The organism is Okeania sp. SIO2F5 (assembly GCF_010692685.1).
GTDB lineage: Bacteria > Cyanobacteriota > Cyanobacteriia > Cyanobacteriales > Microcoleaceae > Okeania > Okeania hirsuta.
Genome location: NZ_JAAHGU010000085.1, coordinates 1 through 25,771, shown reverse-complemented (window position 1 = coordinate 25,771; position 25,771 = coordinate 1). Strand labels below are relative to the sequence as shown.

21 protein-coding genes are annotated in these 25,771 nt (G+C 33.8%); 5 read left to right on the top strand and 16 right to left on the bottom strand.

All coding sequences use genetic code 11. From position 1 onward, the window contains the following. Positions 1-767: 767 nt before the first annotated feature. From F6K27_RS22080 to arsS, 11 genes are all read right to left on the bottom strand, one after another. Positions 768-1,802: an amino acid ABC transporter substrate-binding protein gene (locus F6K27_RS22080; protein ID WP_287278319.1), complete on the bottom strand. Its 1,035-nt coding sequence runs from the start codon at positions 1,800-1,802 to the stop codon at positions 768-770. 17 nt (positions 1,803-1,819) lie between these two features. Next, positions 1,820-1,987, bottom strand: coding sequence for a hypothetical protein (locus tag F6K27_RS22075; RefSeq protein WP_287278317.1), 168 nt, complete (start codon positions 1,985-1,987; stop codon positions 1,820-1,822). A 107-nt stretch (positions 1,988-2,094) separates the two neighbouring features. Next, positions 2,095-2,331: a hypothetical protein gene (locus tag F6K27_RS22070; protein ID WP_124143608.1), complete on the bottom strand. Its 237-nt coding sequence runs from the start codon at positions 2,329-2,331 to the stop codon at positions 2,095-2,097. A 936-nt stretch (positions 2,332-3,267) separates the two neighbouring features. Beyond that, complete coding sequence (locus F6K27_RS22065) at positions 3,268-3,975, bottom strand: HAD family phosphatase (protein ID WP_287278315.1); 708 nt, start codon at positions 3,973-3,975, stop codon at positions 3,268-3,270. 457 nt (positions 3,976-4,432) lie between these two features. Beyond that, the gene (locus F6K27_RS22060; RefSeq protein ID WP_287239980.1) at positions 4,433-4,567 is read right to left on the bottom strand and encodes a hypothetical protein; all 135 of its coding nucleotides are present in this window, start codon (positions 4,565-4,567) and stop codon (positions 4,433-4,435) included. A 75-nt stretch (positions 4,568-4,642) separates the two neighbouring features. Then, positions 4,643-5,368, bottom strand: coding sequence for a TVP38/TMEM64 family protein (locus F6K27_RS22055; RefSeq protein ID WP_287278313.1), 726 nt, complete (start codon positions 5,366-5,368; stop codon positions 4,643-4,645). Between the two features lie 532 nt (positions 5,369-5,900). Continuing rightward, positions 5,901-6,704, bottom strand: a complete 804-nt coding sequence (locus tag F6K27_RS22050) for a DUF928 domain-containing protein (protein ID WP_124143611.1) — start codon at positions 6,702-6,704, stop codon at positions 5,901-5,903. Between the two features lie 542 nt (positions 6,705-7,246). Beyond that, positions 7,247-9,178 carry an adenylate/guanylate cyclase domain-containing protein gene (locus F6K27_RS22045; protein WP_287278312.1) on the bottom strand — a complete coding sequence of 644 codons (1,932 nt, stop codon included), beginning with the start codon at positions 9,176-9,178 and terminating at the stop codon, positions 7,247-7,249. A 100-nt stretch (positions 9,179-9,278) separates the two neighbouring features. After that, the gene (locus F6K27_RS22040; RefSeq protein ID WP_124143613.1) at positions 9,279-9,719 is read right to left on the bottom strand and encodes a pentapeptide repeat-containing protein; all 441 of its coding nucleotides are present in this window, start codon (positions 9,717-9,719) and stop codon (positions 9,279-9,281) included. A 574-nt stretch (positions 9,720-10,293) separates the two neighbouring features. Then, the gene (locus F6K27_RS22035; protein ID WP_287239985.1) at positions 10,294-10,623 is read right to left on the bottom strand and encodes a helix-turn-helix transcriptional regulator; all 330 of its coding nucleotides are present in this window, start codon (positions 10,621-10,623) and stop codon (positions 10,294-10,296) included. Positions 10,624-10,790: 167 nt separating this feature from the next. After that, complete coding sequence (gene arsS / locus F6K27_RS22030; RefSeq protein ID WP_124143615.1) at positions 10,791-11,777, bottom strand: arsenosugar biosynthesis radical SAM (seleno)protein ArsS; 987 nt, start codon at positions 11,775-11,777, stop codon at positions 10,791-10,793. 269 nt (positions 11,778-12,046) lie between these two features. Here arsS and F6K27_RS22025 point away from each other — a divergent pair, with 269 nt between their 5' ends. Then, complete coding sequence (locus F6K27_RS22025) at positions 12,047-12,193, top strand: hypothetical protein (RefSeq protein ID WP_161564360.1); 147 nt, start codon at positions 12,047-12,049, stop codon at positions 12,191-12,193. Positions 12,194-13,868: 1,675 nt separating this feature from the next. Here the strand turns inward: F6K27_RS22025 and F6K27_RS22020 are convergent. The 5 genes from F6K27_RS22020 to F6K27_RS22000 form a co-directional block, all read right to left on the bottom strand. Continuing rightward, a complete protein-coding gene (locus F6K27_RS22020; RefSeq protein WP_287278310.1) occupies positions 13,869-14,330 on the bottom strand; it encodes a DUF2267 domain-containing protein in 462 nt (153 codons plus the stop codon). A 153-nt stretch (positions 14,331-14,483) separates the two neighbouring features. Next, complete coding sequence (locus F6K27_RS22015; RefSeq protein ID WP_124143617.1) at positions 14,484-14,741, bottom strand: hypothetical protein; 258 nt, start codon at positions 14,739-14,741, stop codon at positions 14,484-14,486. 1,443 nt (positions 14,742-16,184) lie between these two features. Continuing rightward, positions 16,185-17,381, bottom strand: a complete 1,197-nt coding sequence (locus F6K27_RS22010) for a methyltransferase domain-containing protein (RefSeq protein ID WP_287278327.1) — start codon at positions 17,379-17,381, stop codon at positions 16,185-16,187. 735 nt (positions 17,382-18,116) lie between these two features. Further along, complete coding sequence (locus F6K27_RS22005) at positions 18,117-19,496, bottom strand: hypothetical protein (protein ID WP_287278307.1); 1,380 nt, start codon at positions 19,494-19,496, stop codon at positions 18,117-18,119. A gap of 144 nt (positions 19,497-19,640) precedes the next feature. Then, the gene (locus tag F6K27_RS22000; protein WP_287278305.1) at positions 19,641-20,123 is read right to left on the bottom strand and encodes a hypothetical protein; all 483 of its coding nucleotides are present in this window, start codon (positions 20,121-20,123) and stop codon (positions 19,641-19,643) included. Between the two features lie 463 nt (positions 20,124-20,586). Here F6K27_RS22000 and F6K27_RS21995 point away from each other — a divergent pair, with 463 nt between their 5' ends. The 4 genes from F6K27_RS21995 to F6K27_RS21980 form a co-directional block, all read left to right on the top strand. Continuing rightward, positions 20,587-20,850, top strand: a complete 264-nt coding sequence (locus F6K27_RS21995) for a hypothetical protein (RefSeq protein WP_287278304.1) — start codon at positions 20,587-20,589, stop codon at positions 20,848-20,850. Further along, positions 20,851-21,138, top strand: coding sequence for a type II toxin-antitoxin system VapC family toxin (locus F6K27_RS21990; protein ID WP_287278302.1), 288 nt, complete (start codon positions 20,851-20,853; stop codon positions 21,136-21,138). Positions 21,139-21,236: 98 nt separating this feature from the next. Then, entirely contained in the window at positions 21,237-22,376 is a 1,140-nt protein-coding gene (locus F6K27_RS21985) for a transposase (protein WP_287278300.1), read from the top strand. A 187-nt stretch (positions 22,377-22,563) separates the two neighbouring features. Then, positions 22,564-25,771: caspase family protein (locus tag F6K27_RS21980; RefSeq protein ID WP_287300919.1), on the top strand; the 3,208-nt coding region annotated here is incomplete at its 3' end.

Sequence of the window (25,771 nt, the reverse complement as noted above, 5' to 3'; positions counted from 1 at the left end):
TATATAGAATTTCAGCTTTTTTTGAGTGTTAAATACTGCAAGCTAGTTTGCGAAAAAAGTCTTTTTTTTTCCTCCTAGGAAGACATCCCGTAGCATATCCCTAGAGAAGCTTTAAATATTAATTATTTGCTCAAAACTTTCTGTGGAAAATCCCTAAATTCCTTCTTCCTTTTTCATTGTTCCTTATGCTATATGATGTATTGGAGCCATCGCTAATTAGGGTTTGCTGAAAAAGTCTTATAGTTGAGGATAGAATTCAGAATTTAGCATTCTGAATTCTGAATTCTGAATTTAGAGGAGTTAGGAGCAAGAAATATCCCTTGATTTTTCTATCCTGATCTACTCAAAACTCTAACTTTTTTAGCTTTTTAGACCGAAAACTTTGCACCTTTTTTCACTCTAAAAGTCCTCAAATATTTACAGATAAAGGCTTTGACAGTTAATCAGCAAGCCCCAATTATTTAGATATTATATATAGCAGTCGAAGGAAAAGGCGCGGACATATCAAAAGCTGAAAACTCATACGAAGCCAGATTTTTTCTTCTTCCTTCTGCGATAAAAAGTTTTTTTTCTTTTTTTCCTTGGTAGGGCGACATCCCGTGGGACATCCCTAGAAAAGTTTTAAATCTTAATTATTCGGTAAAGACTTTCTGTGGAACATCCCTACATTATTTTTTTTCAGTCCTTCCTTCTTCCTTTTTCCTTCTACTATCAAGATTTGGGAAAAGGTGTAGATTAATTCCCAAATCTTTACTTTTTTTTGATATCTAACGGAATGGAGGAGAATAAAGTAACCCACCATTTGTCCATAAGTTATTTTGACCGCGAGGTAACTTAAATTGAGATTGTGCTCCTAAATTACGGTCATAAACTTCACCATAGTTGCCTACTTGCTTAATAACTCTATAAGCAAAATCATTACTCAAACCCAAACCTTCACCTAGGTCTCCCTCTACTCCTAAAAAGCGTTTGACTGTGGGGTCATCAGAATTTTTCTTTTCATCTACATTTGCTTGGGTAATACCTAACTCTTCTGCTTCTATCAAAGCGTAAGTTACCCACTTAACCACGTCAAACCAAGCTGAATCATTATTTTTCGTCACAGGACCTAAAGGTTCCTTGGACATAGTAACATCTAGGATTGTATGAGTATCTGGATTAGGTAGAGTACTACGACGACCCAACAACTGAGATTTATCAGAAGTCATCCCATCACAACGTCCTTCTGCATAAGCAGCATAAGCAGGGTCTGCTTGTTGAAATGTTAACGTCTCTGCTTCAATGTTTCGTTGACGGAGATTGTCTGTTAAGTTCAGTTCTGTTGTTGTACCCGCTTCAACACAAATTGATTTACCTTCCAAACCCTCCAAAGATGTAATCCCACTATCAGTACGGACCATCATCCCTTGACCATCATAAAATGTTGTGGGGGCAAACTCTAGGCCAACGGTAGTATCTCGACTTACTGTCCAAGTAGTGTTTCGAGAAAGCATATCTACTTCTCCACCATTCAAAGCTGTGAAACGTTCAGTTGAATCTAGGTTACGATATTCTACAGCATTTGGATCGTTAAACAAAGCTGCTGCAACTGCCTTACAAATATCCACATCTATTCCTGAGTAGTTGCCATTTTGGTCTACAAAGCTAAATCCTGGTATAGCTCCTTCTACCCCACAGTTTAATTTACCACGCTCTTTTACTATATCCAGACGACTGGTGGTTTGTTGACTTTCTTCTTCGCAGGCTGTTAATGGTGCTACCATTAACACAGTTGCTATTAGCAGAGATAAGCATTTTTGCATAGTTTATTAAGATTTTTTTAATCTGGGAAAAATAACCTATTCAAAACTACCATAACGTTTAACTTAGCGATCGCTAAGTTAGAGGATTTCAAGTAAATACTTTCCACATTTAGCAGGGAACAGGGAACAGGGAATAGGCAACAGGCAAAAGTTGGAAAAACATTTTCTAGTCTAAGATTTGTCATTAGTTTATGTCTTAACCAATTCTTTCTTAGCTATATTTATTTAAATAGTTTCTACTTATATTTGACATTATTTGAATATATAGGACTATATTTCTGTAGAACTTTTACTATACCGATGGTGAAGGTTCGCTACCCAAACGTTCTTCAGCTAAATCTCTAATTAAAGACAGCCGAGACTGGATATATTCGTTAATTAAATCTGCTTCCCTGCCATTTAGGGAATTTCTAGTTTTCAACTGTTTGATTAACCACTGAACTAGGGTAGCATCATCTAGGGATATTAAGGTTGTAGCTTGGGAGTTCTCGATTAAAGACCAAAGCTGACGCAACATTGTGGGAGTCATAGAACCTCCATATAAGTATAAATAATCATCTTTTTGGCAGATTGGTACAGGCTAGTTAGTAACCAGGACGTAACCCAAAGCATATATATTCCCAATCTTATGCTTTCTTAACTATTCTTTTATATTTAGTTAATAGTAACTGAAATCTACTAATATCAGAAGCAGTTAAACACAATAAGTTACAATTATTACCAATATCTTTACAAACCGATGTTGTTCTTTACTTATTTTTGATGGGACTCAAAAGGTTTCATGGGTATTTTATCGGAACGAAAATTAAAGTTAAAGCAGTTTCCAAGTTGATTAAGTACATATATTGATGGTTTTAGGGAGTAGGGAGTAGAGGAGATGGGGAGGCAGGATAGGGAACAAACAAAAAAAATATTTACCCCGTCAGTGCTACCACATTAATCACCTAATCTGTTGCAGGTTGATGTACATATTTGTGAGGTAAATGATACTTTCTTTTGTATAAAAAACAGTATTCTTCTATACAAATATCTAATAGACATAGGAGTGGAAATTATACATATTAGAGATATCCAGAAAATAAATCTTTTAATTAGAGCAGACTAAGGATACGAAAAATTCACCCTAAAAAATCTTTTTTCGTGCCTTCGCGCGTAAAAACATCTTACCTGTTGCCTGTTGCCTTTCGGAGCTGTTGCCTACTCCTGCAAAAAATCTATATCTTTTTCGGAGATGTCTATTGATCATTTTTTGTGTCTTTTTTCAGAAATTTTCTTCCCTATTACCTCTGTTGGTCAGCATTCCCTTGCGTCTGTCGCCGAGGCGGGGTCTGACCACTTGTGGCTAGCCTTTTCCAGAGGAGCTAAAACTAACGTCGTCGCGGGGTCGCACCGCTGTTCCCTGTTACCTGTTCCCTACTTGTGCAAAAAGTCTATTCTTTTTCCCAGATGTCTAATATACAAATATCTAAGAATTAATTTGTTGATCAACTTTTTGTATTCTGTCCAATTCAAGGTCTGATAGATAATCTACACACCAGTTGGCCAAACGCTGGAGCATATGAAAAGGATAAGTATGAGCGACACCAACTACAGACATTCCTGCGAGTTTAGCTGCTTCAATTCCGGCAAAAGTATCTTCTATTGCTAAACATTCTGAAGGCTGTAGATTCATGTCTGGATATTGTTGATTTAGAATATTTACTGCCAACAAATAAGCATCGGGTTTTGGCTTACTAGCTTCTACATCATCTCCAGCAATAATTGTCTTAAAAAAATCAATTAAATTAGCTTTATTTAAGACTAATTCTACTTCGGATCGAAGAGCGCCACTAACTATAGCCATTTTCAGATTAGCTTGAGCGACCTGAGAAATAAAATCTATCGTATCTGAATAAATTGGTAACTCTTCAAGACTTTCTAATTGTTGTTGATAAGCTAGAGCTTTACGTTTAATTAACTGGTCTAAATACCCTTCATTAATATATCTACCTCTTTCCGTAAGTATTCCTTCTAAACAAGCACGATCGCTTCTTCCTAAACAGAATTGGTTGTATTCTCCTGGTCTAAGTAGCAAATTTTCATCAATTAATACTTGTTCTATTAATTTTTCATGGAGAAATTCATCATTAATAATTACACCATTAAAATCGAACAAAATAGCTTTGATAGTCATAAATTATAGCCATTTATATTTCAACTAATTATAATCAAAAAAAAATTCATAACTCATATTTTTAGTGGTCTAAAATTATAGTAATTTAAAATAAGAATGAAACAGTTTTTATACTGAAAGTCTTTCAAGGCAAGAAACCCTATCTCAATCTAAATTTAAATGACTATATAATACTAAATAAGGTGGCAAAAACCAACTTTTCAATCTTAATAAATATTTTTATATCAAGCAGTTACGGTATAAAAATAAGACATTTATGAAAACCGGATTTAGTATCAATAAGAAAAAAAGTATCTCAGGTTATAAGTTGACCCAATAACCTCTGGTTGTATAAATAGCTGTTTTAGCATTAAGGTCATTTCAGTTATCAGTTTAAGAAGAGGATTGACTAAAAAAGAATATTAATTATTTTCCTCCTTAATTAAAGAGAGACTTCAAACCTGAAATTATCAATTATTCAGTGAGGCGATCGCTTTATGCCTCCCAACATAATACTATTGCGGAATAGTTCCATAGCTTCTTGGTAAATTAAAAAGTTGCTGACCAATGGCGCTAGAAATTTTTCGTATTTTGTATTTTTCTTAACGGCCATCAAATTTTTCCTATCTTAATTTCCTAAATGTCAGTATAAGGTGAGTTTTTCTTGCTTGCACTATGGAGTAAAAAATTAGGAAATTTTCTTCTGTAGAGCTTTTCTAGCAATTTTTGTCACATAAACGGTTACAGCAACTGTAGCTATTAGACCTATTCCATAAAGAATCCATTCTGCTGTGGTACGCGTCCCTCCTTCTGTGCCCAAAGTTGCCAAACTGCCAGCTAGGGAACCAAGATATACATACATTACTGTTCCTGGCATCATCCCAATCCAAGAAGCGAAAAAATAATCTCGTAAAGATACTTGAGTTACGCCAAAAGCATAGTTTAGTAGGTTAAAAGGAAAAATAGGAGATAAGCGAGTTAGTCCAACAATTTTCCATCCTTCGTCAGCTACTGCTTCATCAATGGCCTTAAAGTTTTCATTTCCTTCTATTTGTTTAGAAACCCAACCTCGCGCTAGATAGCGACCAACTAAGAAGGCACAAGTTGCACCTATAGTTGAAGCAACAGAAACGTAGATGGAACCGAAAATAGGGCCAAATAACAGACCTGCACCTAGAGTTAGTAGTGAGCCTGGAAGGAAGAAAACTGTGGCCAGAATATAAATAATGATAAAAGCTATGGGACCCCAAGGGCCAAGAGTTTTTATCCAATCTAGGGCATTTATCAAGAGTTGTTGAGCGTTAAATTTATGAGCAATAACTAGGAGAGTTGCAACTACAAAAACGATTAAGAGTGGTTTGAGTAGTTTGTTTGATTTTGGTTTTTTTTCTGTTTCTTGTTCTAGGTTATTCATCTATTAGTATATACGACATTTACAATAATCTTAGTATTAATGTATATGATACTCGTATATAGAGGTAAAAACCTTTATTTTCATCGTAGTCTTATCAGATTTTTATCTAATTTTCATGTAACATTGATTCTGACTATGGGGTATTTTGGGATAATTTTTTTGACGATTTCTTAGATATCTCTGATACTCATTTTTGACTGAGTTGCTTTATCAATAGAGATGTTTGGTAAACATTTAAAATTGAATGATTCCTAGAAAGAGGATTTAATTCAAGTTTAGATGTTATGCCTACTTTTCTAACAAATATAGCAATTAGAAATCATTTGTAAAAAATCTAAGGATATATAAAAACTCTGAAACTTTTACCTCTATTCCCAGCTCCGGTGTTCCCTAAATTAAAAGATATTTTTACCCGCAACTGAAATAGGATTGCTACATTTTTATAGTCATTCTAAAATAGTTATTTTTCTCCATACCTTATTTGTTAAGTAGTGTAGGTGATATGACTAATTCGAGTCTTCAAATTAACTTGCTAATTAGTTGAAGTTAATGGCTCTGTAGCTACATCATTTAAACCTACTGAATTAAGCAGATTTTGCCATTCTGATTTAAGTTTGTTATCGTTCGGATTCAAACTAATTTTTTCTGCTAAGGCATCCAGTTTTTCGTGCCATATACCTGCGTCCGAATAAATTAACCAGCGGTCTCTCTCTGATTTTTGCTGTATTTCTGTTGTCAAATTTGGATTGGGATTAACTCTTTTAATTGAGCTTTGAACAATAGTTCCAGAACCACTTCCTTCGCAGCTCAAAGAGAATGTCCATTGATAATTTTCTCCTACTTTTAATTCTGGTTGATTGTTGGGAATTTTAATACGTATAATGCCCTGACTATTTGACACTGGTAGTAGCTTTTCATAAACTATTTTTTGACTAGAGTCTTTCAAGATAAATTCTCCAGCTATAGCTGTATTTTCTGGCACATACATATAAATTGTTGGATGTGAGGCTAAGGTTACTAGGGTTAATTCTTGTTTTTGATTTATCTTGGGAATTAGAGGAGTTAGAGGTTTTTGACCTTCATCTATACAATTATTTGCTCCTCGCGATCCTCCACCATAAGTACCTGTTGAACCACCTTCGACTCTAGGAACAATATTTGCTAAGGTATTTTGAGAAATACCTAGAGTAGTATTTGCTTTCCTATTAGTTGAACTAGCAGAATGAGTAGAGTTTGCTGATGTACTGTTGGGAAAAGAAGTAGTAAATAATCCTAAAACTAATGTCAAAATCATAGTTTTGAGAGTAATAGAAAAACGGAAATTTTGTAGATACATATTCTAAATTCCTTTTTTGGGTAACTGTTTTAATTACTTATTACTATTATAGTTTATCCATTTATGAATTGTGTAACTAGCTAGTTGAAGAAGGAATAAAGCAGGAAGAAGAAGGTAAGAAAGCTTGTACAATCAGCTTTTTAAGCTGATTTTAAGTGGTTATACGAATTCCCATGCATTAATGCTATACTCGCTATACTTAGGTAAAGTTCAGTTATTAAGTAATTAACACAGGCCGAATCACCTTTTTACTAATTTGAGTCAAGTTAATGTTAATTATTCTTATGTTTACTTCTCTGTAAGGATGTTGCATACAACGTCCTGTACGGATGTTAACGACCGCGCATACTTCCCAGGTGCCCCTACTCCCCTACTCCCCAGCCAAAGAAAATGTAGAAAAGTTTTTGAGAAATGGTATTAGTTATTTCCACCATCCTGCACTAATGTGTGAAAAAATAGTTTAATATTTTTTTGTGGTTGTAGAAAAATAGCAACATTGATGAGGAGTCAAAATTGAAAATTATTTGTTGTTTATGGTTAATTTAAAAATAGTTTTTCCCAGTAACTAAATATACATTTACTGGTATTTTTTTTCCTTTTAAATTTAAATTACCCCAAGCTTCTACTGAAAATTTTCTATCTAAATATTTCAAAGTTTCTTGAGCAATCAAAACTCGACAAATTCCTGGATGACGTTCTTTATCAAAACTTTCTAAGCGAGAAGCAATATTAACACCATCGCCAATTACTCCATATTCTAAGCGATTTTTTCCACCTAAACTACCAACTGTAACAGTTCCTGTATAAATCCCTATACGCATTTTTAATTCAGGAGAATTTTGTTGTTGCCATTTTTGATTTAATTGTGATAGATGTTGACCCATTGCTAAAGCACAATTAACTGCATTTTGCGCATCTATAGCAATCTCTTCAACACTGGTACGAGGTACTGGTATTCCAAATACTGCCATAACTCCATCTCCAGTAAATTTGTTGACTATTCCGTGATGATTTATGACAATATCTGTCATGGCACTCAGATATTCATTCAACCAATTCATTAAAGCTTCTGAAGTTTTTTTTTCAGAGATAGTGCTAAAGTTTTTTAGGTCAGTAAATAAAATTGTTGCTGTAACTGTTTTTGGAGGCAAAATTCCACTATTAATCAGATATGAACGTTCTTGCCAAAGAGCTTGAGCAATCTCTGGAGAAGTTTGTTGACCTAATAATTTCATCACCATATTTTGTTGTTGCCATGATGCCTGAATTTTGTAGACTATTACTATCCCACTTGTCATAACTATTCCTAATATTGGTGCTGCTACAGGTATCCATCCCATCTTGATAAAAATGCCATAACTAATAGCTACTAAAACTCCTAAAGCTAGAATATTAATTAGCAACAAAATAAAAGGTCGTCTGATATGCCAAGCAATATGACCACCGACTATTGACCAACTGAGAATCCATAGTATTTCCGTTGATTCATCCCAGTACCAAAATAGCTTTTGATCGTCAAGAACTGCACTAATAATTTGACTGGTAGCTTGGGCATGAATCTCTACTCCTGACATCTTTAACTTTAATGAGTAGCTGTAAGGGGTAAAAGAAAAGTCGTTGCTACTAGGAGCTGTATTACCAATTATGACAATCTTGTTTTTAACTAATTCGGGGTCAAAGTTACCTAATAAAACATCTTTGATTGTAATTTTTGGAGCTATAGATCGAGAATTACGATAATTAATTAAAATTGGATATCCCTGAGCATCAATTTGTTGATATCCTCCAGAGTTAGGTTGTAATTTTTTAAATATTGCGTCACCTAATTGATATTCGTTATTTTCAGTTATCTGAGGGGATATTTCATATTCTTGGAGATAAGCGAGAGCTAAATGTAAGGCAAACGCCACCATTGTTTCTTCATCATTATTAATAAATAATGAATAGCGACGAACTACAGCATCTGGGTCAAAAGGAATATTATTAAAGCCAATTCTTTCCTTTGGCATACTAGGAGGTGGCGGTGTTGTACTCACAGATCGATCGCCAATAAAAGTAATGCCAAAAACATTTGGTTTCTGTAGCTGTTCTACTAATTCTGTATAACCGGGATATTTAGGGACATCTCGGTAGAAATCTACACCTATTACTTTGGGTTGATGCTTTTGTAGAGAAGCTAAAACATCTGCTAAATTTTTGTCAGATATTGGCCACTGTCCCAAATACTGTATATCTTCTTCAGTAAGCTCTACTATTAATAATCTGGAGTCAGAGATGTTATCAGGTCCCAGACGCACCATCCCATCAAATACAACTAGCTCTAGTCTCTGCAATCCCCCTAAGTGCCTGAAAAATAATAAACTCACAATTGCTGCACCAGAAGCTAAAATTGCTGGTATTGGTATTCCGTAAGAATGGACTTTTTTATATATCCACTTAACAAAATGTATAGGATGCATAATTTTGATGGCCATTCATCCTGAATCTAATTAGGATGAAGCAAGTATTCTCCACACTCTTGGTCAACTTAAACAGAAAAAAGCATGGGAATTACTCAACTTCACCTAATTGCACTTACTCATGTCTTCCGCCATCTGGCATAATTGCACCACTGAGGAGCGCCCCTTCTATACTAGCTCCTTCGAGGTTTGCTCCCCCTAAATTTGCTCCTTCTAGATTTGCTCCTGCTAAATTTGCACCTTCCAAATAAGCTCCTCCTAAGTTAGCTCCTGATAGATAAGCTCCTTCTAAATTTGCACCTTCCAAGTAAGCTCCACCTAAGTTAGCTCCTCCCAGATAAGCTCCTCCTAAGTAAGCTCCTCCCAGGTTAGCTCCTCCCAGGTTAGCTCCTCCTAACTTTGCTCCTGCGAGGTTAGCTACTGGTAATTTTGCTTCTCCAAGATTAGCTCCTCCTAAATTTACACCTCCAAGTCTGGCTCCTTCTAGGTAACAGTTTGGACATTCGCGAGTTTCGAGCAACAGTCTAATGTTTCGTTCTATTTGTTGGTTAGTCATTATTTGGAATAATAAAATATAGTCTAGATATCTATTTTATAAACTATAGTGCTATAGAGTGGATTAAATATTTTTACGACTGCTTATTAAGATATGATGTTAGTTAAATTATGAGATTAGTTAAAGCACCTATCTGTTGAGGATTAATTTAGAGGGTATTATTTTATATGTATTATCTATAATGTTGATTTTTATAAAAACTGGAGTCATATTATATCAGCTTAGATATTTGTAGTACTAAATTTGATTTACTTAAGATTGTTGATGAAAGGAGGAAGTAGAGCAAAATCATCAATTTTTTTTCATGTATGATACTTAGTATGAATCATGGGAAACAAGGAAAAAAGAGAAGACAAAATGAGGAGAGGATAGAATTTTTTGGATTTTTAATTAAGCGGTGATGATATTAGTATTACCCTGATTTTCAGATTTGCTGCCAAATTTTACTGAAAAATTTGTGGGTATGCGCCTCCCCTTTTAAGGGAAAAAAAGAGAATATTTCTTATGCCAAGCATCCTGATTGTAGAGGTACTGATAACTGTTAACTGATAACTGAAATAATCAGGCATTTCAGTTAATCATTATTGACACAAAGGTGAGCTGGTAAGGGGCTAATTTTTTGATATTCTGATAGGTACTTTTCTAAACTTTCAAGTTGAGATAAATTAAGACTGTAATATATCCAACGACCATCCTGGCGACTTTTAACTAAAGCAGCTTCTTTGAGATTTTTGAGATGAAAAGATAGTTTGGACTGAGAAACTTGAAGGCGATCGCATATATCACACACACATAGTTCTTGTGTACGCAACAGTTCTAATATTTTAATTCGTAATGGGTCAGAAAGTGCCTGAAAGCTTGCTGCCATAGAAGTAGGGGATAAGTTTAGTGATGTTTCTAGCATTATTCTTGTGATAATTTGCTGGCTTTGTATATAAGTTAGTAATATATAGTATTGCTAATTTAGATATTATCATAGATTTGGGAATTCAGGAAATTAAACATCTCTAAATTAATCCTTTAGTAGTAGCTTGGGGATTAATTTAAACTATATTTTTTACTTGCTCTAAATTATATTAATGACCCACTGCAACTAGATCCACAACCTGCTGTACAACCGTAACAATAATTTTCTGTCTGCACTTGTTCAATTATGTCTAAACTATTAGCTTCTAATAACTTAGCTACTGTGATTTTTTCAATTTTGTTAGTTTGAGCTGGGATTTTTTCCATCTGATTAAAGTCACAGTCATAGACATTACCTAAATAATCAATTGATAATTCATTTCGACACATTAAATTTTCTACAGTCTCAGAATTAAAATTTGACTCCAAAAAATCTAGATAAGGCTGATATATTTTTCTATTTTGCAGATATAGCTTAGTTCTACCTATGGGTAAATTGGTAATTGTAAGAAGTTGGTTAAAGTAGATGTTAAAATTCTCTTCTAAATATTTTTTATAATCTTCCTCTAGATTTTTTTGATTAGGAGGAAGGGTAAATTTATTTTTCTTTGGAACGGGAGGATTATAAACTAAATCTAAGATCAGATGTCGATCTTTTCCATATCCTAATTTGTTTAACCATTGCAATGCTTTAATTGATTCACTATAAACGCCATAACCGCGCATTTTATCGACATTATCTTCTAAATAACAAGGCAATGATGCCACAATTCTCAGTTGATTGTCAGCACAATATTCTGGAATATCTGCAAATCCTTTAACAAAATAAATTGTCAAATTAGAACGAACAATTACTTCTTTTTTATTTGTTCTAGCAGCTTTAACTAATTGTTTAAAACCATAATTCATTTCCGGTGCTCCACCAGTCAAGTCAACTGTTTGAATTTGAGGAAATCTATTAATTAGTTCAATTAATTGTTCACAGATTTCTGGGGAAAGTTCTTCTGTTCGTTTCGGACTCGCTTCAACATGACAATGGGTACAGGCAAGATTACAACGTTTGCCAAGGTTAATTTGTAAAACAGTAATTTTTTTCTTAGTTAAGGTTTTATCAAGTTTGGTTTTGAAAGGTGTAAAAGCTGTCTGAATCATTGTTATTATTTAATAATAAGGAGTTTAAAAATTTGTGATATATTTTTTTTACAGATAAGTATTGATTGAAGTAAATTTGATATTTACATTTTTATGATTTTTTTCATCATTATATTTTGATGTAATGATATTAATTTTAATAATTAATTACCACTTTTATAAAATGGCTAGGCATCTATTTTTTCAATAACTTTTGTACTCCTTTACTATAGTTTAAATCAAGTTTTTCATCAACAATTGTATTTACGGCTTCCTCGCACTAATTAACTTTGACTAAAGTAGGTTATGAGGTCAGTGCTACAGATAGCTATTCTATTTTTTTTGTAGATGTTTGTTTAAGAATTTTTACCAGTACAGAGATTTTTACTAGGGTCAGAGTTTTGGGCGATCGCTCCACTTGTATTATACCAATTTGAAAAAAGAATGTTACGAATAATAAGTGCGATAAAAATATTTTACAGTAAATGTTCCTTTGACAAAAAAGATAATTTACACTCTAAAAATGGTATTAAAGCCATTCATTATGACTCCTGACTCCTGACTTCCCCTCCTGGGAGGGGGAGGGGCGAGGGGTGGGTTGACTCCTAAGAAATAGCCTAACTATTTGTAGCAAAAATTTATCAAATTGGTATTAGTATTTGATTCAATAGTTGGTTTAGAGTTAGGAAAACAATCATTAGTTATTCCTACACTCAAATATAACAGTAATAGCAAATGTCATAAAATAGTGATGTTTGATAAAATTCAATTTATAGATTTTTTAATTTAATTATTAATTACAGACATTTATAATTAAATCTAGATAAACTGAGTCTAACCTGAGAAATAATTAAGAAATAGGCGAGGATATATAAGTATCTGTGCTTTAAGTTAGAGAGTCAGGAGTCGGCATAAAAGCAAATTATTGAATAGTTCTGCAGGTAATTTTGTCAATAATTCAAGGTTTAAAACTTCTCTTTGACTTTGTCACTAGCTGTCGCCCTACAATAAAAAAAATCTTTTAGTAAATCTTCTTCTTTTCAAAATAAATAATGATTAATTGTTGATTTTTGAATATTAGCACCTTTTTTGAATTTTGCATGACTGCCCTGATAATCCTAAAATTTATACAATTTTATCCGCCAATTTTTTGGAGAGTGAGAGTAAGTTTTTTAATATTCAATCTGGGATAGATAAAAAATAAAAATGTAATTGTTTTATCCAGATTTTTAACATTTGCTTTAATACTAAATTCAGAAAATGTAGTTGCGTCTCTCTTGGTGGATTGGATATGGGGAGGAGACCATTCCCTACAGGACGCTGACGCGTTAACGTAGTTGTGCGCTATCAAAGCTATCCTACCCCTCGGGAAGCTCCACTTTTTCCTAGGTCATGCTCCGCAAAGATGTCGCGCAGCATTAATGCAGTTGTGCGCCAGCAAAACAACCGCTTAATCTATATTTTTGGCCTTAAGTCTAAAATTTTCTCACTCGCAGATATTGTAAATATTGAAATAGGTAGTTTATCGGATTGGAGAAGTTATTTTTAAGCATGATTTTCAGCTTTTTTTTTGTAGCATTCTTTTTTCAAATTGGTATAAGACCTCTACGCTTATTTAAAGAAATTAGTGGTGCGCCTTTGTGACAGGTATGAAACCCGCATTATTCAAATGTTAACACAGTTCCTCCGTAGGAGGCTAACTGAGTCAAAATCTCAAAAATTATTTTATGGAAAGGATAGTTGTTGTGATTAGCAGGATTTTGTTTTGATCGAGTATAAGATTAAATTTAATCCTTGTATTTACTATGATTAAAAATTAGGAAGAAGGATGAAAGCTAGAAATAAGTTAATTAAAATTATCAGCAAATCTTTGCGAACTGAAGATGATTATATATAGCTGTCCTAAATAGATTTTGAACAAATTTTAGTTATCTAAATACTGAGGGTTAATTCTCTTGATATATAGCTAATGTTCATATTTTATCTAGGATAGCTATAGCAGTGCTGAAAATTAAAAAAAATCTTTTCTATTCCTTCTTTATTCCTCCTTTCCTAAAAAATGCTGCACTAACAAACCTAGTTATTTTAAAGAGTGGAAAAAATATTAATCTCCTAAGCTTCGTTCCACATAACCTTAACTTTATCTGGCATGAAATTAGCTATTTCTTGAATTATTTCTGGAGAAAGTTCTTCCTTTGTCGCAGAAAAAACAGCTTTAATTACAGTTTCCGGTGCTATTCCTTTAGGAACACCTGATTCTTGATTAACTCGGAAAATAAAAGTATCACCATCAAATGTAAGTGGTGGTCGAATTTTACTCAGAAAAGCAACAAGTGGATTATTATCTTTCCAAAGTTCTGCTATTTCATCTGGGTCTGGTTTTTCACTACCAGAATTTAAATCTGAAGCTACCTGATTAGATGCTTCTGTTGTCATTAAATCTCGCATTGTACGAAAGACAATAACACTAATATCTCTGGCATCATAAATATCTGGTAATCCTGCTTGAGTTTGAACTTTCTGAAGAAAAGGCACAAATTTTTCATCTACAGGAACTTGTTGAGAATCTGTCATAATTAAATCCCTAAATATTATTAGATTATTAGATATTATCACATAGGTAAATACAAAAAAATAACTACTCAGGTAGTTTTTATCTACTCACTAATATGTTTGCCATCTAGATAGATAATAATTGAGATAGAATTGAGATAGAGCAGTCGCTTTTTAGTTTCCTAGATTTATTGGTTGTTGACTGGGGGGAGTTGTAAATCCAGTTTTATCAAGAATATAAACAACTCCAACCGATAAAATTGCTCCTACGATTAATCCAATTGCTATTAATACTAAAATAAACCGCTCCAGCATTACCTTAGTTTCAGGATTATAAGATTCTATAACTTCCATTTCGTCATTTTGGTCGTTTTTATTTTCTTCTGACTCAACTGAATAATTATCTAAAGGTTGAAAATTTGAATTAGGCATTTTATTCATTCATGGGTAATGGATAATTGGTAATAGCTCAAACACCCTCAAAATTTATGAAATGGTAGGTTTGTAGAACTGGATATAACTATGGTATCTTATCATAACTGATTAGAAGAAGTAAGAAGGAAGAGTGAAGAGGAAAAAAGGAAAAAGGAAAAATCTTACTTTGTCTGAATTTTCAGCTTTTGATAAGCCTTAACCTTTCTTTCGACTGCTATGTATCAAAAGTTTTGGCAGTTCAAAAGTGGTTAAATATCAAGAATATTAGAACTATTCCCAACGTGGTAATTTCAGTTATCAGTTAACAGTTATCAGTTATCAGTATCTCTGCAATCAGGAGGCTTTAAATAATAAATATTCTCTTTTTTTATTCCCTTAAAAGGGGAGGCGCATACCCACAATTTCTCGGTAAATATGTAGCAATATTCTAAAATTGGGGTGGCCATTGCATCAGAATAATACCATTTTTAACGCATTATTGTTAAATATCCTTGAGAGTAGGGAGTAGGGTGAAAAGAAATAAGATATTTTGGTTTAATACCGATAATCGCATGCAAACATTACTGAAGCATTATTATCACTTAATAACTGAAGTCGCATCTAAACTATAGCATTATTTTTGGGAATTTGTATAATGTATTAAATTTAATATAGATATTAAATGATTTTCCAATTTTTTTTAAAAGGATAAAGTATTCCTAACAAGATGGGAAATTCACTGACGAAGAGTATGATTAAAGCGTTCAATATAAGGGTGTATCTCAATTTTGAATAAAGCCAAAAATTTATCGCTTTTAGGCAACAGGCAACAGGCAACAGACAACAGGGAATATATAGGAAAAAAGTATTTTTGCAAATATGAGATGCACCCCAATATAACTTGTTGTACCTATTTATTTTTCTACTGTTTTATGTCTGATTGATAGAAAAACTTGATTATAAACTGACAAAAAATATGTACAGAACTAATTTGGCATCTATATCGATCGACTCTATATTATGAGAACCTCAATTCTGCCAAATTAAACAATGATTTTTAGAGAGCGATCGCTCGCCATAAATATTTCTTTTACCCGGTCATATGCCTAAACTATAAAAATTTAAAAAAAATCAAAAATTAAGTATTTTAAAATTGAATAATTTTTACGACCGCTACATATCTACCACTTCCCCTAAAAGCTGAAAACTCAGACAACGCCAGATTTTTGCTTCTTCCTTCTGTTATACAAAAAAATACAGTAGAAATTAGTCTCTCGTTTCTACTGTATTTAAAGTCAGATCATTAATAGAATATCCCTTTAATTAGTGATGAAAAAAATCATCTTCTCACTTCAACGGCAAATCTATCCCTGCTCTGCTACTCAATGATTTATAAGTATTAAACCAGACATGATATTAGAATTATCCCAGTCTGTAATTTAAGACTATTTTTGATTTAATTCAACCACAATCTGAAGGACTACAACAATCCGTATTATCATTAACACTTGTAATTCGATAATCTAAACCTTTAGTTTCCTTCGGATGCCTATTTTTAGAACGTCGGCAATCAAATTGTTGTGCTGAATTTAATGGAATATCTGTATAAGGTTCAACAGGCAAAAAATCTTGATAATAAGGACCATTTTGGTCTGTATAAATTTTGAAAGTTTTATCACAAACAGCCATTCTTTGACCTCTGTACAAAGTATGACCATCATCATCAACCACCTGTTTCCAAGGACCTTTGTAAATTACAGCCTGATTCCTTTCTAAACATTCTCCTTCTTTTCCTTTAAAAGCACGAACTGTCACAGAATTAAATTCAATTCCATCTATTACTTGCCATGGTTTTTCTTGACGTTTGAGAATTTCAACTCCATAAAAACCAGCCTCTTCAAACATTTTTAGAAAAACATCTTCTCGAAATGCTCCAGCAATACAACCACTCCATAATTCCGGGTCATTAATAATGTCTGGAGTGGGGTCTTCATCACAGACAATATCAGAAATAATTGCTCTACCACCTCGCTTTAAAACTCTATAAATTTCACTAAATAGTTTTTCTTTATCTTGGGGGCGAACTAAATTCAACACACAATTAGAAATTACTACATCAACACTATTATCTGGAATTAAAGGTTGTTCTTTGCGGAGAGCATTACATTCTGATTCAAAAGCTGCTAGAGCATCAATAGAAGTAATTGGATTTGCCATTAGCCACTGTTCAACTATGTCTAAGTCAAGGGCTAAATCCTGAATTTTTCCTTTGACAAATTTCGTATTATGATACCCAACTTTAGTAGCTATTTCATTTTGATATTTTCGAGCTAATCCTAACATATCATCATTAAAATCTACTCCTATTACTTGTCCTTCAGCACCAACCTTTTGAGCAATAATATAGCAATTTTTTCCAGCACCCGAACCTAAATCTACAACTGTTTCTCCAGGAGAAATATAAAGAGTAGGGTCACCACAACCATAATCTTTTTGAATAATTTCTTGAGGTAAAATATCTAGATAATTTTCCTCATATTTAGTCGGACAACATAGAGCTGGTTGTACTTGTTGAGCGCCTGCTTGATAACGTTCTAAAACTGCATTTTCAATATTATAGTTAGCAGTCAATTTTTCATTTGTGGTTGTATCGGTCATAGATAAATCTTGTTCAAAATTTTCCCAATTCATTATATCTACCAAATAATCAAGCTGAAGATGACACACATTAAGGAAATTTTCACAAAGTATGATTTATATATTGTGAAAATTTATCTAGTTATATATTTTTATTTAAAACACTTTTAAATGAGTATTTGCTGAGAAAAAGTAAAGAATAAGAGAATAAATAGGGTTTGCTGAATAAGTTTTTTTGGTATGAGTCAGGAGTCAACCCACCCCTCGCCCCTCCCCCTCCCAGGAGGGGAAGTCAGGAGGAATGGGGAATTTAGAGGAGTTAGTCGGATATTTTATTCCTTGATTTTTCTGCAATTATTCTGCCTTTTATCCTAACTTTTTGGTCGCTCAAGCTGAAAAAGTTGCAGTTTTTTTTCGCTATTTAAAGGCTAAAATCTTTATCTGTAAATGCTTTTATATTTAATCAGCAATCCCTAAATAGGTAGACATAATTAAACCAAAGATCGTCGAAGCAATAAATTTTCCATACTACTCTGACATCTAGAAATCTACAGAAAAGAAGGAGTAGGAAGTAGGGGGAAAGAATTGATGAATAAGAGTGCGATAATTGATTTAATTTTTTGTATTTCATATAAAAAATTGTGGGTTGTTCTGCATAGTAATTGTAAAAATATATATGTTTTAATTTCTCCCCACACTTCCCACACTTCCCACACTCTTTGTAGCATTACTACGCACTACCACCTTCTCCCTTTTTCAAGGCCGCTTTAATATATATCTTCTGAAAAACCAAGCTAAGAAACTAGCAATCAAAACTAATATTAGTTTATATATCAATGTATTTTGACAAAGGAAAAATTTATCGCCGAAAATCGATTTACATTCTGTTGTGGCATTATCTCCTGTTAAACCAGCAACTGCTACTCCTGTACCTACAACAGCAATTAATTCTTTAAAGTCGCGGTCGCTCTTGGCTTTTTCTATTTCTATTTGACTGCGGATAGCGTTAATATTATCTTCTAATAATCTCAATCCTAGTTCAGAGGTTTCTAAATTTTTTGTTATTTGTAAGATGTATTTTTCCTTTACTAATTTACTCAAATCTTCTAAGAAGTTGATATTATTTCGATTGTAAGTAACTTTTTTTTTTGCTTTTTGTTTGAGAGTTTCTAATCTTTTATTGTAATTGTTTAAGTTGATTTCTATTGTGCCTTGTTGAAATTTGAGATTATTGAAATTGCTGGTGTATTGGTGGATGATAACTTGCACCTGACTGAGGATATCGCTAAATTTTTGTAAATTATTTATCTTGCCATTTTTTTGAGTAATATTTTCTTCTATGGATTCAGTTATTGTCTGAATTTGACTAAATTTTTCTTTGATTTTATTTATTAAAATACGACTTTGACCATAAGCCCAAATAATTTTATGGTGATAATAAAATAACCGCATCCAGTCTGTATAGAATTGGGCTAATTTATTGAAGCTTTCTTGGTCTGGATAGATGGCAATAATAATATGTTGATTTTGCACAACAGTAAATATTTCTTTATCTCCTATTTTTACTATTTCTTGTTTTAATCTAGTGTTAGAATTTTCAAAAATTGTTGCTCCAATAAATTCACCTTTGCTATCAAATTCTATTTTTTCTACATTAGGAAAAACTGCTTGATAACATTCTTTAGCTATTTCTTCTGAAGTTTTTTCTGAGAAGTTAGGTAGGTAGGCAGATAACATCCAGGTCTGACCTAATGTGGCTATATTTTCTCCTAATTTTTGTTGAACTTTTGTTCTTAATTCGGCAAAATGTTCGGGCAGTTGTTTGTCGGGTGCAGCAACTTCTAATAATAGTCCGTAACTGTCTCCTAGTCTTACTGGATAGTAATAACCATTTTCTAGGGAAGTATCAGAATCTAAAGGAGCATAAATAGATTTAAGAAGGTGAAAATATTCTACTTCTAGGTTTTGCTTGTTGTTATTATCTTCCTCGTTTTGTTTTAACTTTTCCCGAACAGTTTCATGGAATTTTTGATAAAAATATTGGCGTTTTTGGTCTATGTCTTTTTCATCATCACCGATACTGTTTCTCAGGTCATAGAGAAATAAGTCAATGGTAGGATTAATAATATCGGTCATTTAAGTTATCAGTTAATAGTTTTAATATAGTCAAAAAAAATGATTGCTTGGTTAGGGAATACCGCTATTAAATTGTGTAAGTTGATAGAATTATTCCCCCTTGACCCAAGCTACAACAAAGCTGAAAATTTTTGTAATTATGGTTTATTTATTATCTGACCGATTTTGGCGAATAAAATTTAATAACTGCTCAAGTTTACTAATTTTTTTAGCTGTTTTTGATGGCTGTGGTGATGAAAGAATCTGGATAGACATATTTGTAATTTCGTTACTTTTTAAATATGAAGCATCAAGTTTGATAATAGGACGTTGAAGTGGTTCAATTTTTATCGGGATAACTGTTGCTAATTCATCTTGACTGGGAATTAAATTTTCGGGAATATTATCAATTTTTTCTAATTTTGATTTAATGTCTTGAAAAACTGCATTTAAAGATGGGTTATTGTTAATTAGTTCTATTAAATTAGGCTTAATAGATATTCCCCAAGCAGTGATATCAGCCTTTAATTGCCCAGCAAAAATATAAAGATTGTTTTTTTCCTGGGAATTTAAGGGAGTATCTAATTCGTCTAATTCTCTGATTGCTAATAACATAGATAATAAAAATTTGTTCTTTGAATCATTCATGGTAAATATCCTTTATTTATCATTTTCTTTGTGGGTTTAATACCCCACCGTCAACGGGGGTGTTCACGCATTACTTGGGGGAGCGTAGACGCGGAGCGGCCCTTCGTTGACTATCCCCATGTAATTTTCCTCCTGTCTCCTGTCTCCTGTCTCCTGTCTCCTTCTTCAAAGTTTATTTCTAATGAATATACACTTTCTAGGTCAAGGCAAGTTTTTTTCCAATATAGCAATGAGCGCTGGTATATTTACAAATTGTAGTAGGGGCAAAAGAGCTAGAAGTCTTATATGATCGGCAATTTATTCCCCCTGTTCCCTGTTCCCTGTTCCCTGTTCCCTGCGCACAGCGCTATACTTTCTTCCCTCTGATCTAGAGACGTTGTATTCAACGTTCCTAGCATTTGTAACAAACATTTATCATACTAGGTATAATAGAAGAAAAATTAGCTAAAAAAACGGGTAGGTTATGACACAGGCAATCCTTACACAAATTATAAATAAACTTGAGATGCTTGAGCCAGAAGAACTGCAACAACTTAATCAAAAAATTCAACAATACCTAACTAAAAGAAATGGATTAGATCCACAAGATGCTTTTCATAAATCTTTAATAAATTCTGGGATTGTCAAGAAAATTAAAACTCCATCTTATAAACCAATAACTGAACGACAACTGGTTCAAATAGAAGGAAAACCTATTTCTGAAACAATTATTGAGGAACGTCGTTAAATGGCAATCTACTTTTTAGATAGTAGTGCATTAGTCAAGGGTTATATCAATGAAATTGGTTCTACTTGGGTTTTGGGTTTGTTCAATCCTGCTTTGGATAATCAAATATTTATTGCTGCTATTACCAGGCGATCGCGTGGTGGAAATATTAGTATGACAGATGCAGCAAAAATTAATCATCAATTTAGACAAGACACTCTTCAAGAGTACCAAATTATTGAAATTACTGAAAGTATTATTAACTTGGGAATGACATTCGCTGAAACTTATGGTTTAAGGGGTGATTAACTGTTAAACTTAAACCGTAGAAAATAGTTGTAAAATTTACACTCATTGTTGCAATATTAAATAGGTAACAATAAATTATCAAAAAAGCGAATAAGTGAATGCGACTTGTTGATAGACATATTATTAACCGAACACATAACTTTTGGCGAGTTTGTGATGAATTAGCCTTTAAGTCTAAAAACTTGTATAATTTGGCTAATTATTATTGTCGTCAGCATTTTTTCCAGTCCTCAAAAAGCCTGGATTTAACTAAACTGTACCACGCCACCAAAGATAGCGATGCCTATAGAGCATTACCAACCAAGGTCTCCAAACAAATAATCAAATGCTTGGTTGCCACTTGGCGTAGTTATTTTCAGGCAATCAAAGAATGGTCAAAACATCCCTGTAAGTTTTTGGGTAAGCCCAAAATACCCAAGTATAAGGACAAAACCCAAGGTAGAAATGTAGTTATATATTCAAAGGAATCAGTCTATAAAGCCCCTTTAAAAAATGGTATTTGTCACTTATCCATGAGTGAGATCAAAATACCTGTAGTTGTGGATACTGTAATCGAAGTCAGGATAGTACCTGCTACTAGCTGCTATATAATTGAAGTAGTGTATGAAAAAACGAATCAGCCACAAATAAACTCAAGATATGTAGCCGGAATAGACTTAGGAATTGACAGATTAGTCGCTCTATCTACAAATAAGCCTGGTGTCAAACCACTGCTGATTAACGGGAAGCCACTAAAAAGTGTCAATCAACTATATAACAAGCGAAAAGCCAAGTACCAAAGTGTTCTCAAAGGCCAGAAAAAAACGAGCCGTAAGATTGAAGCGTTAACCTATAACCGAAATCGTTTTGTGGAGAATTATCTACATAACACCAGTTTCTTAGTGGTTGAGTATCTAACCACAAACAATATTGGTACTGTAGTAATTGGAAAAAATGATAATTGGAAACAAGGTGCAAACATCGGTAAAAAAAACAATCAAAACTTTACCCAAATACCACACTCTAAGCTAATTCAACAGATAACTTATAAATGTGAACTTGCTGGTATCAAAGTTATGGAGACAGAAGAAAGTTACACCAGTAAAACTTCTGCACTTGATTTAGAATTGCCCAGGCGTCATGAGAATTATGTGGGAAAACGAGTCAAACGCGGTTTGTTTAGAAGTGGAACAGGTAAAGTGATTAATGCCGATATCAACGGCAGTGTTCAAATAATAGTTTTTTTCGTACGGTTATGATGCGATTCAGTTAGCAGCAGGTTGTAATATTAATTCGCTCTGTTTAGCTTATAATTTACCTGGTATTACTTTTGTCTCAGCCGACAATGAACTAAATTTAGCTGTTTTGAATGAGGGATTATTGATAGAAAATCCTAATAATTATCCATCTTAATTTATTTAAAATTTTAATTAATAATTAATCATTATGTCTAGAGAATCCTTAGTGGTTGGAATTAATTTTTATCCGTTTCTTATCAAAGCAGAACCTGGAGATTTAAACCTTAAAGCTCCTGTTAAAGATGCTGAATCTATTGCCAATATTTTAGAAAAATCTGGTGAATTTCGAGTCCAACGTTTGCCAAAAGGCTATGACGAGGAAGGTAAAGAAAGATTTATTTCTGATGGTATAGTTAAGATTAATGACCTCCAACAAGCAATTATTAATTTATTTAATCCACCTATAAAAAATGAAGTTCCTGATGTAGCTTTACTCTTTTTTGCCGGACATGGATATGTAACAACAAAAGGAGGTATTCGAGAAGGATTTTTGGTTACCAGTGATGTTCAACTCAAGAGAAATATTTATGGTCTTTCTTTAAATTGGTTAAAACAAATATTACAAGAGAGTCCGGTTAAAAAACAAATTGTTTGTTTAGACTGTTGTTTTAGTGGAGAATTATTGAATTTTGACCAAGAAGCTGACCCTGGAACTGAGGGAAAACAAATAAGTCGTTGTTTGATTACTGCTTCTCGTTCCTTTGAAACAAGTGTGGAAAAATTGAGTGAGGAACATGGTATTTTTACGGCAAAATTACTGGAAGGTTTAAACCCAGAAAATTATGTTGATGGTTGGGTAACTAATTATATTTTGGCAGATTTTATCAAACAAAATATGTCTCAGACATCTCAAGCACCCATGTTTCATAATTCTGGGGATGCGATTATTCTTACTACTAATACTCCTCATCAACCGATAGATGATCGCTGGAAAAATATTGCTCCTTATCGTGGTTTATCTTATTTTCAGCAGCAGGAAAATGATGCAGTATTTTTTCATGGTAGAACTCGATTAACTGATGAATTAATTGACCGAGTCAGAACTAATAATTTTGTGGCAGTTTTGGGAGCTTCGGGAAGTGGAAAATCTTCTTTGTTGCGAGCAGGTTTGTTATATCAATTGAAGCGGGGGCAAAAAATATCGGGGAGCGATAGATGGTTTTATATTAATCCTTTTACTCCTGGTTCATCTCCTTTGGAAAGTTTGCAACAGGCAATTATGAAAGATCCCCCTAAATCCCCCTTAGAAACGGGGACTTTGAAGACTCCTCCCTTAGAAAGGGCGACAGCAGAGGAATTTGACAGCTCCTCCCTTACAAAAGGAGAAATTGAAGACTCCCCCCTTTTTAAGGGGGGCGGGGGGGGATCTAAAACTGAACCTCACCCCTATAATATAGAAGGCAAAAAAACAGAGAATTTAACTGAGAAATTAATTAAGTTTATTGATGTAGCTGAAGCCGAAAAGGTAGTAATGATAATTGACCAGTTTGAAGAAGCTTTTACTCAGTGTCAAGGTCAAGAACAAAAAGAACAAGAACGACAGAAATTTTTTAATGTTTTTTTGGAAGCGTTGGAAAAGCAATCCGATAAATTTTGTGTGGTATTGGGAATGCGGGCAGATTTTCTCGACCGATGTTCTGAATATGCAGGGTTAGCTAATCAAATTAAGCAGCATCAACTATTAGTAATACCCTTGGAAAAAGATGAAATAGAAGAGGCAATAGAAAAACCAGCGGAATTAGTGGGAATGGGAGTTGAGCCGAGATTAGTTGCCCAAATTACGGAAGATTTTCTGCGTAATCCTGGTAGTTTACCTCTCTTACAATATACTCTCGATGCACTGTGGAAATCTGCCACTCAAGGAGAAGATAAAAGTAAATATTTAACTCTAGCAACTTATAGAAAATTGGGTGGAATTCAAGGTACTTTGACTAAGCGAGCGAATGAAGTTTTTGAGAGTTTGAGTAAAGAGGAAAAGTCAGTTGCTAAGAGAATATTTTTAGAATTAGTTCAGCCTGGAGAACAGCCAATAATTTATGGAAAAATAACAGATACTCGCAGACGAGTAATATTAGAAAAATTGCCTAATGAACAACATAGTTTAGAGCTTTTGTCGGCAGTTAGTGATAAGTTGGCAGACCAAAATAATCGGTTAATTACTAAAGATAAGTCGGAGGAGGGAACATTATTAGATATTGTTCACGAAGATTTAATTAGAAGTTGGAAAACTTTGAGGGAATGGGTAGAAGAATATCAAGAAACTTTGCCATTAGAAAGGAAAATTGAAGCTGATGCTGCCGAGTGGAAAAAAGATGGTAAAAAAGATGGTTTGTTATTACGAGCAGGTCAGTTAACTAAAGCAGAAGAATATCTGAAAAAATACGGTGAAATGGCTTTATTAGATGGGGTGGCTTATGAATTTATTGAGAAGAGTCAGAATTTGAGAAGTCGCCAAGAAAAAGAAGAAAAGGAACGTAGAGAAAGGGAATTAGAGCAAGAAAAGAAAGCTAGAAAATTAGCTCAAAAGCGGAATCAAATTTTATTGGTTTCTTTAGTTTTAATGAGTGGGGTATCTGCTTATGCTTGGATACAACAAAAGATAGCTAAACATAATACTGAAGTATCCTTGACCCGTCAGATAGCAGGAAAAGCAGAGATTGTCAGAACTTATAACCTTTATGACACAAGTGTTTTGTTGGGAGTTCAGTCAATGCACAAAATCCAAGAATTGAAACAATTGCGAGATTCTTGGTGGCGGAAAGTGGTCAGGAAATTTTTAAGCAGTCAGTTTTCATTTCTACCTCAAAATGCAGCCGATGGAGCTATCCGCAAGGGGCTAAGTCAACTACCAGATCATCTGCATACCCTTAAGCACCAGTCCTGGGTAAAGGCAGTAGCCTTTAGCCCCGACGGTGAAACCATTGCCACTGCAAGTGATGACAAAACCGCCCGCCTTTGGGATGCCGATACTGGCAAACAATTAGCTACCCTTAAGCACCAGTCCTGGGTAAAGGCAGTAGCCTTTAGCCCCGACGGTGAAACCATTGCCACTGCAAGTGATGACAAAACCGCCCGCCTTTGGGATGCCGATACTGGCAAACAATTAGCTACCCTTAAGCACCAGTCCTCGGTATATGCAGTAGCCTTTAGCCCCGACGGTGAAACCATTGCCACTGCAAGCATTGACAAAACCGCCCGCCTTTGGGATGCCGATACTGGCAAACAATTAGCTACCCTTAAGCACCAGTCCTCGGTATATGCAGTAGCCTTTAGCCCCGACGGTGAAACCATTGCCACTGCAAGTGATGACAAAACCGCCCGCATCTGGAATCCTACCACCGGCCAACAATTCGCTA

What these genes read in the sequence shown, in the direction of transcription:
- F6K27_RS22080 (WP_287278319.1), bottom strand. Translation starts at nt 1,802, where the DNA reads ATGCAAAAATGCTTATCTCTGCTAATAGCAACTGTGTTAATGGTAGCA.
- F6K27_RS22075 (WP_287278317.1), bottom strand. Translation starts at nt 1,987, where the DNA reads ATGACAAATCTTAGACTAGAAAATGTTTTTCCAACTTTTGCCTGTTGC.
- F6K27_RS22070 (WP_124143608.1), bottom strand. Translation starts at nt 2,331, where the DNA reads ATGACTCCCACAATGTTGCGTCAGCTTTGGTCTTTAATCGAGAACTCC.
- F6K27_RS22065 (WP_287278315.1), bottom strand. Translation starts at nt 3,975, where the DNA reads ATGACTATCAAAGCTATTTTGTTCGATTTTAATGGTGTAATTATTAAT.
- F6K27_RS22060 (WP_287239980.1), bottom strand. Translation starts at nt 4,567, where the DNA reads ATGGCCGTTAAGAAAAATACAAAATACGAAAAATTTCTAGCGCCATTG.
- F6K27_RS22055 (WP_287278313.1), bottom strand. Translation starts at nt 5,368, where the DNA reads ATGAATAACCTAGAACAAGAAACAGAAAAAAAACCAAAATCAAACAAA.
- F6K27_RS22050 (WP_124143611.1), bottom strand. Translation starts at nt 6,704, where the DNA reads ATGTATCTACAAAATTTCCGTTTTTCTATTACTCTCAAAACTATGATT.
- F6K27_RS22045 (WP_287278312.1), bottom strand. Translation starts at nt 9,178, where the DNA reads ATGGCCATCAAAATTATGCATCCTATACATTTTGTTAAGTGGATATAT.
- F6K27_RS22040 (WP_124143613.1), bottom strand. Translation starts at nt 9,719, where the DNA reads ATGACTAACCAACAAATAGAACGAAACATTAGACTGTTGCTCGAAACT.
- F6K27_RS22035 (WP_287239985.1), bottom strand. Translation starts at nt 10,623, where the DNA reads ATGCTAGAAACATCACTAAACTTATCCCCTACTTCTATGGCAGCAAGC.
- arsS (WP_124143615.1), bottom strand. Translation starts at nt 11,777, where the DNA reads ATGATTCAGACAGCTTTTACACCTTTCAAAACCAAACTTGATAAAACC.
- F6K27_RS22020 (WP_287278310.1), bottom strand. Translation starts at nt 14,330, where the DNA reads ATGACAGATTCTCAACAAGTTCCTGTAGATGAAAAATTTGTGCCTTTT.
- F6K27_RS22015 (WP_124143617.1), bottom strand. Translation starts at nt 14,741, where the DNA reads ATGCCTAATTCAAATTTTCAACCTTTAGATAATTATTCAGTTGAGTCA.
- F6K27_RS22010 (WP_287278327.1), bottom strand. Translation starts at nt 17,381, where the DNA reads ATGACCGATACAACCACAAATGAAAAATTGACTGCTAACTATAATATT.
- F6K27_RS22005 (WP_287278307.1), bottom strand. Translation starts at nt 19,496, where the DNA reads ATGACCGATATTATTAATCCTACCATTGACTTATTTCTCTATGACCTG.
- F6K27_RS22000 (WP_287278305.1), bottom strand. Translation starts at nt 20,123, where the DNA reads ATGAATGATTCAAAGAACAAATTTTTATTATCTATGTTATTAGCAATC.
- F6K27_RS21995 (WP_287278304.1), top strand. Translation starts at nt 20,587, where the DNA reads ATGACACAGGCAATCCTTACACAAATTATAAATAAACTTGAGATGCTT.
- F6K27_RS21990 (WP_287278302.1), top strand. Translation starts at nt 20,851, where the DNA reads ATGGCAATCTACTTTTTAGATAGTAGTGCATTAGTCAAGGGTTATATC.
- F6K27_RS21985 (WP_287278300.1), top strand. Translation starts at nt 21,237, where the DNA reads ATGCGACTTGTTGATAGACATATTATTAACCGAACACATAACTTTTGG.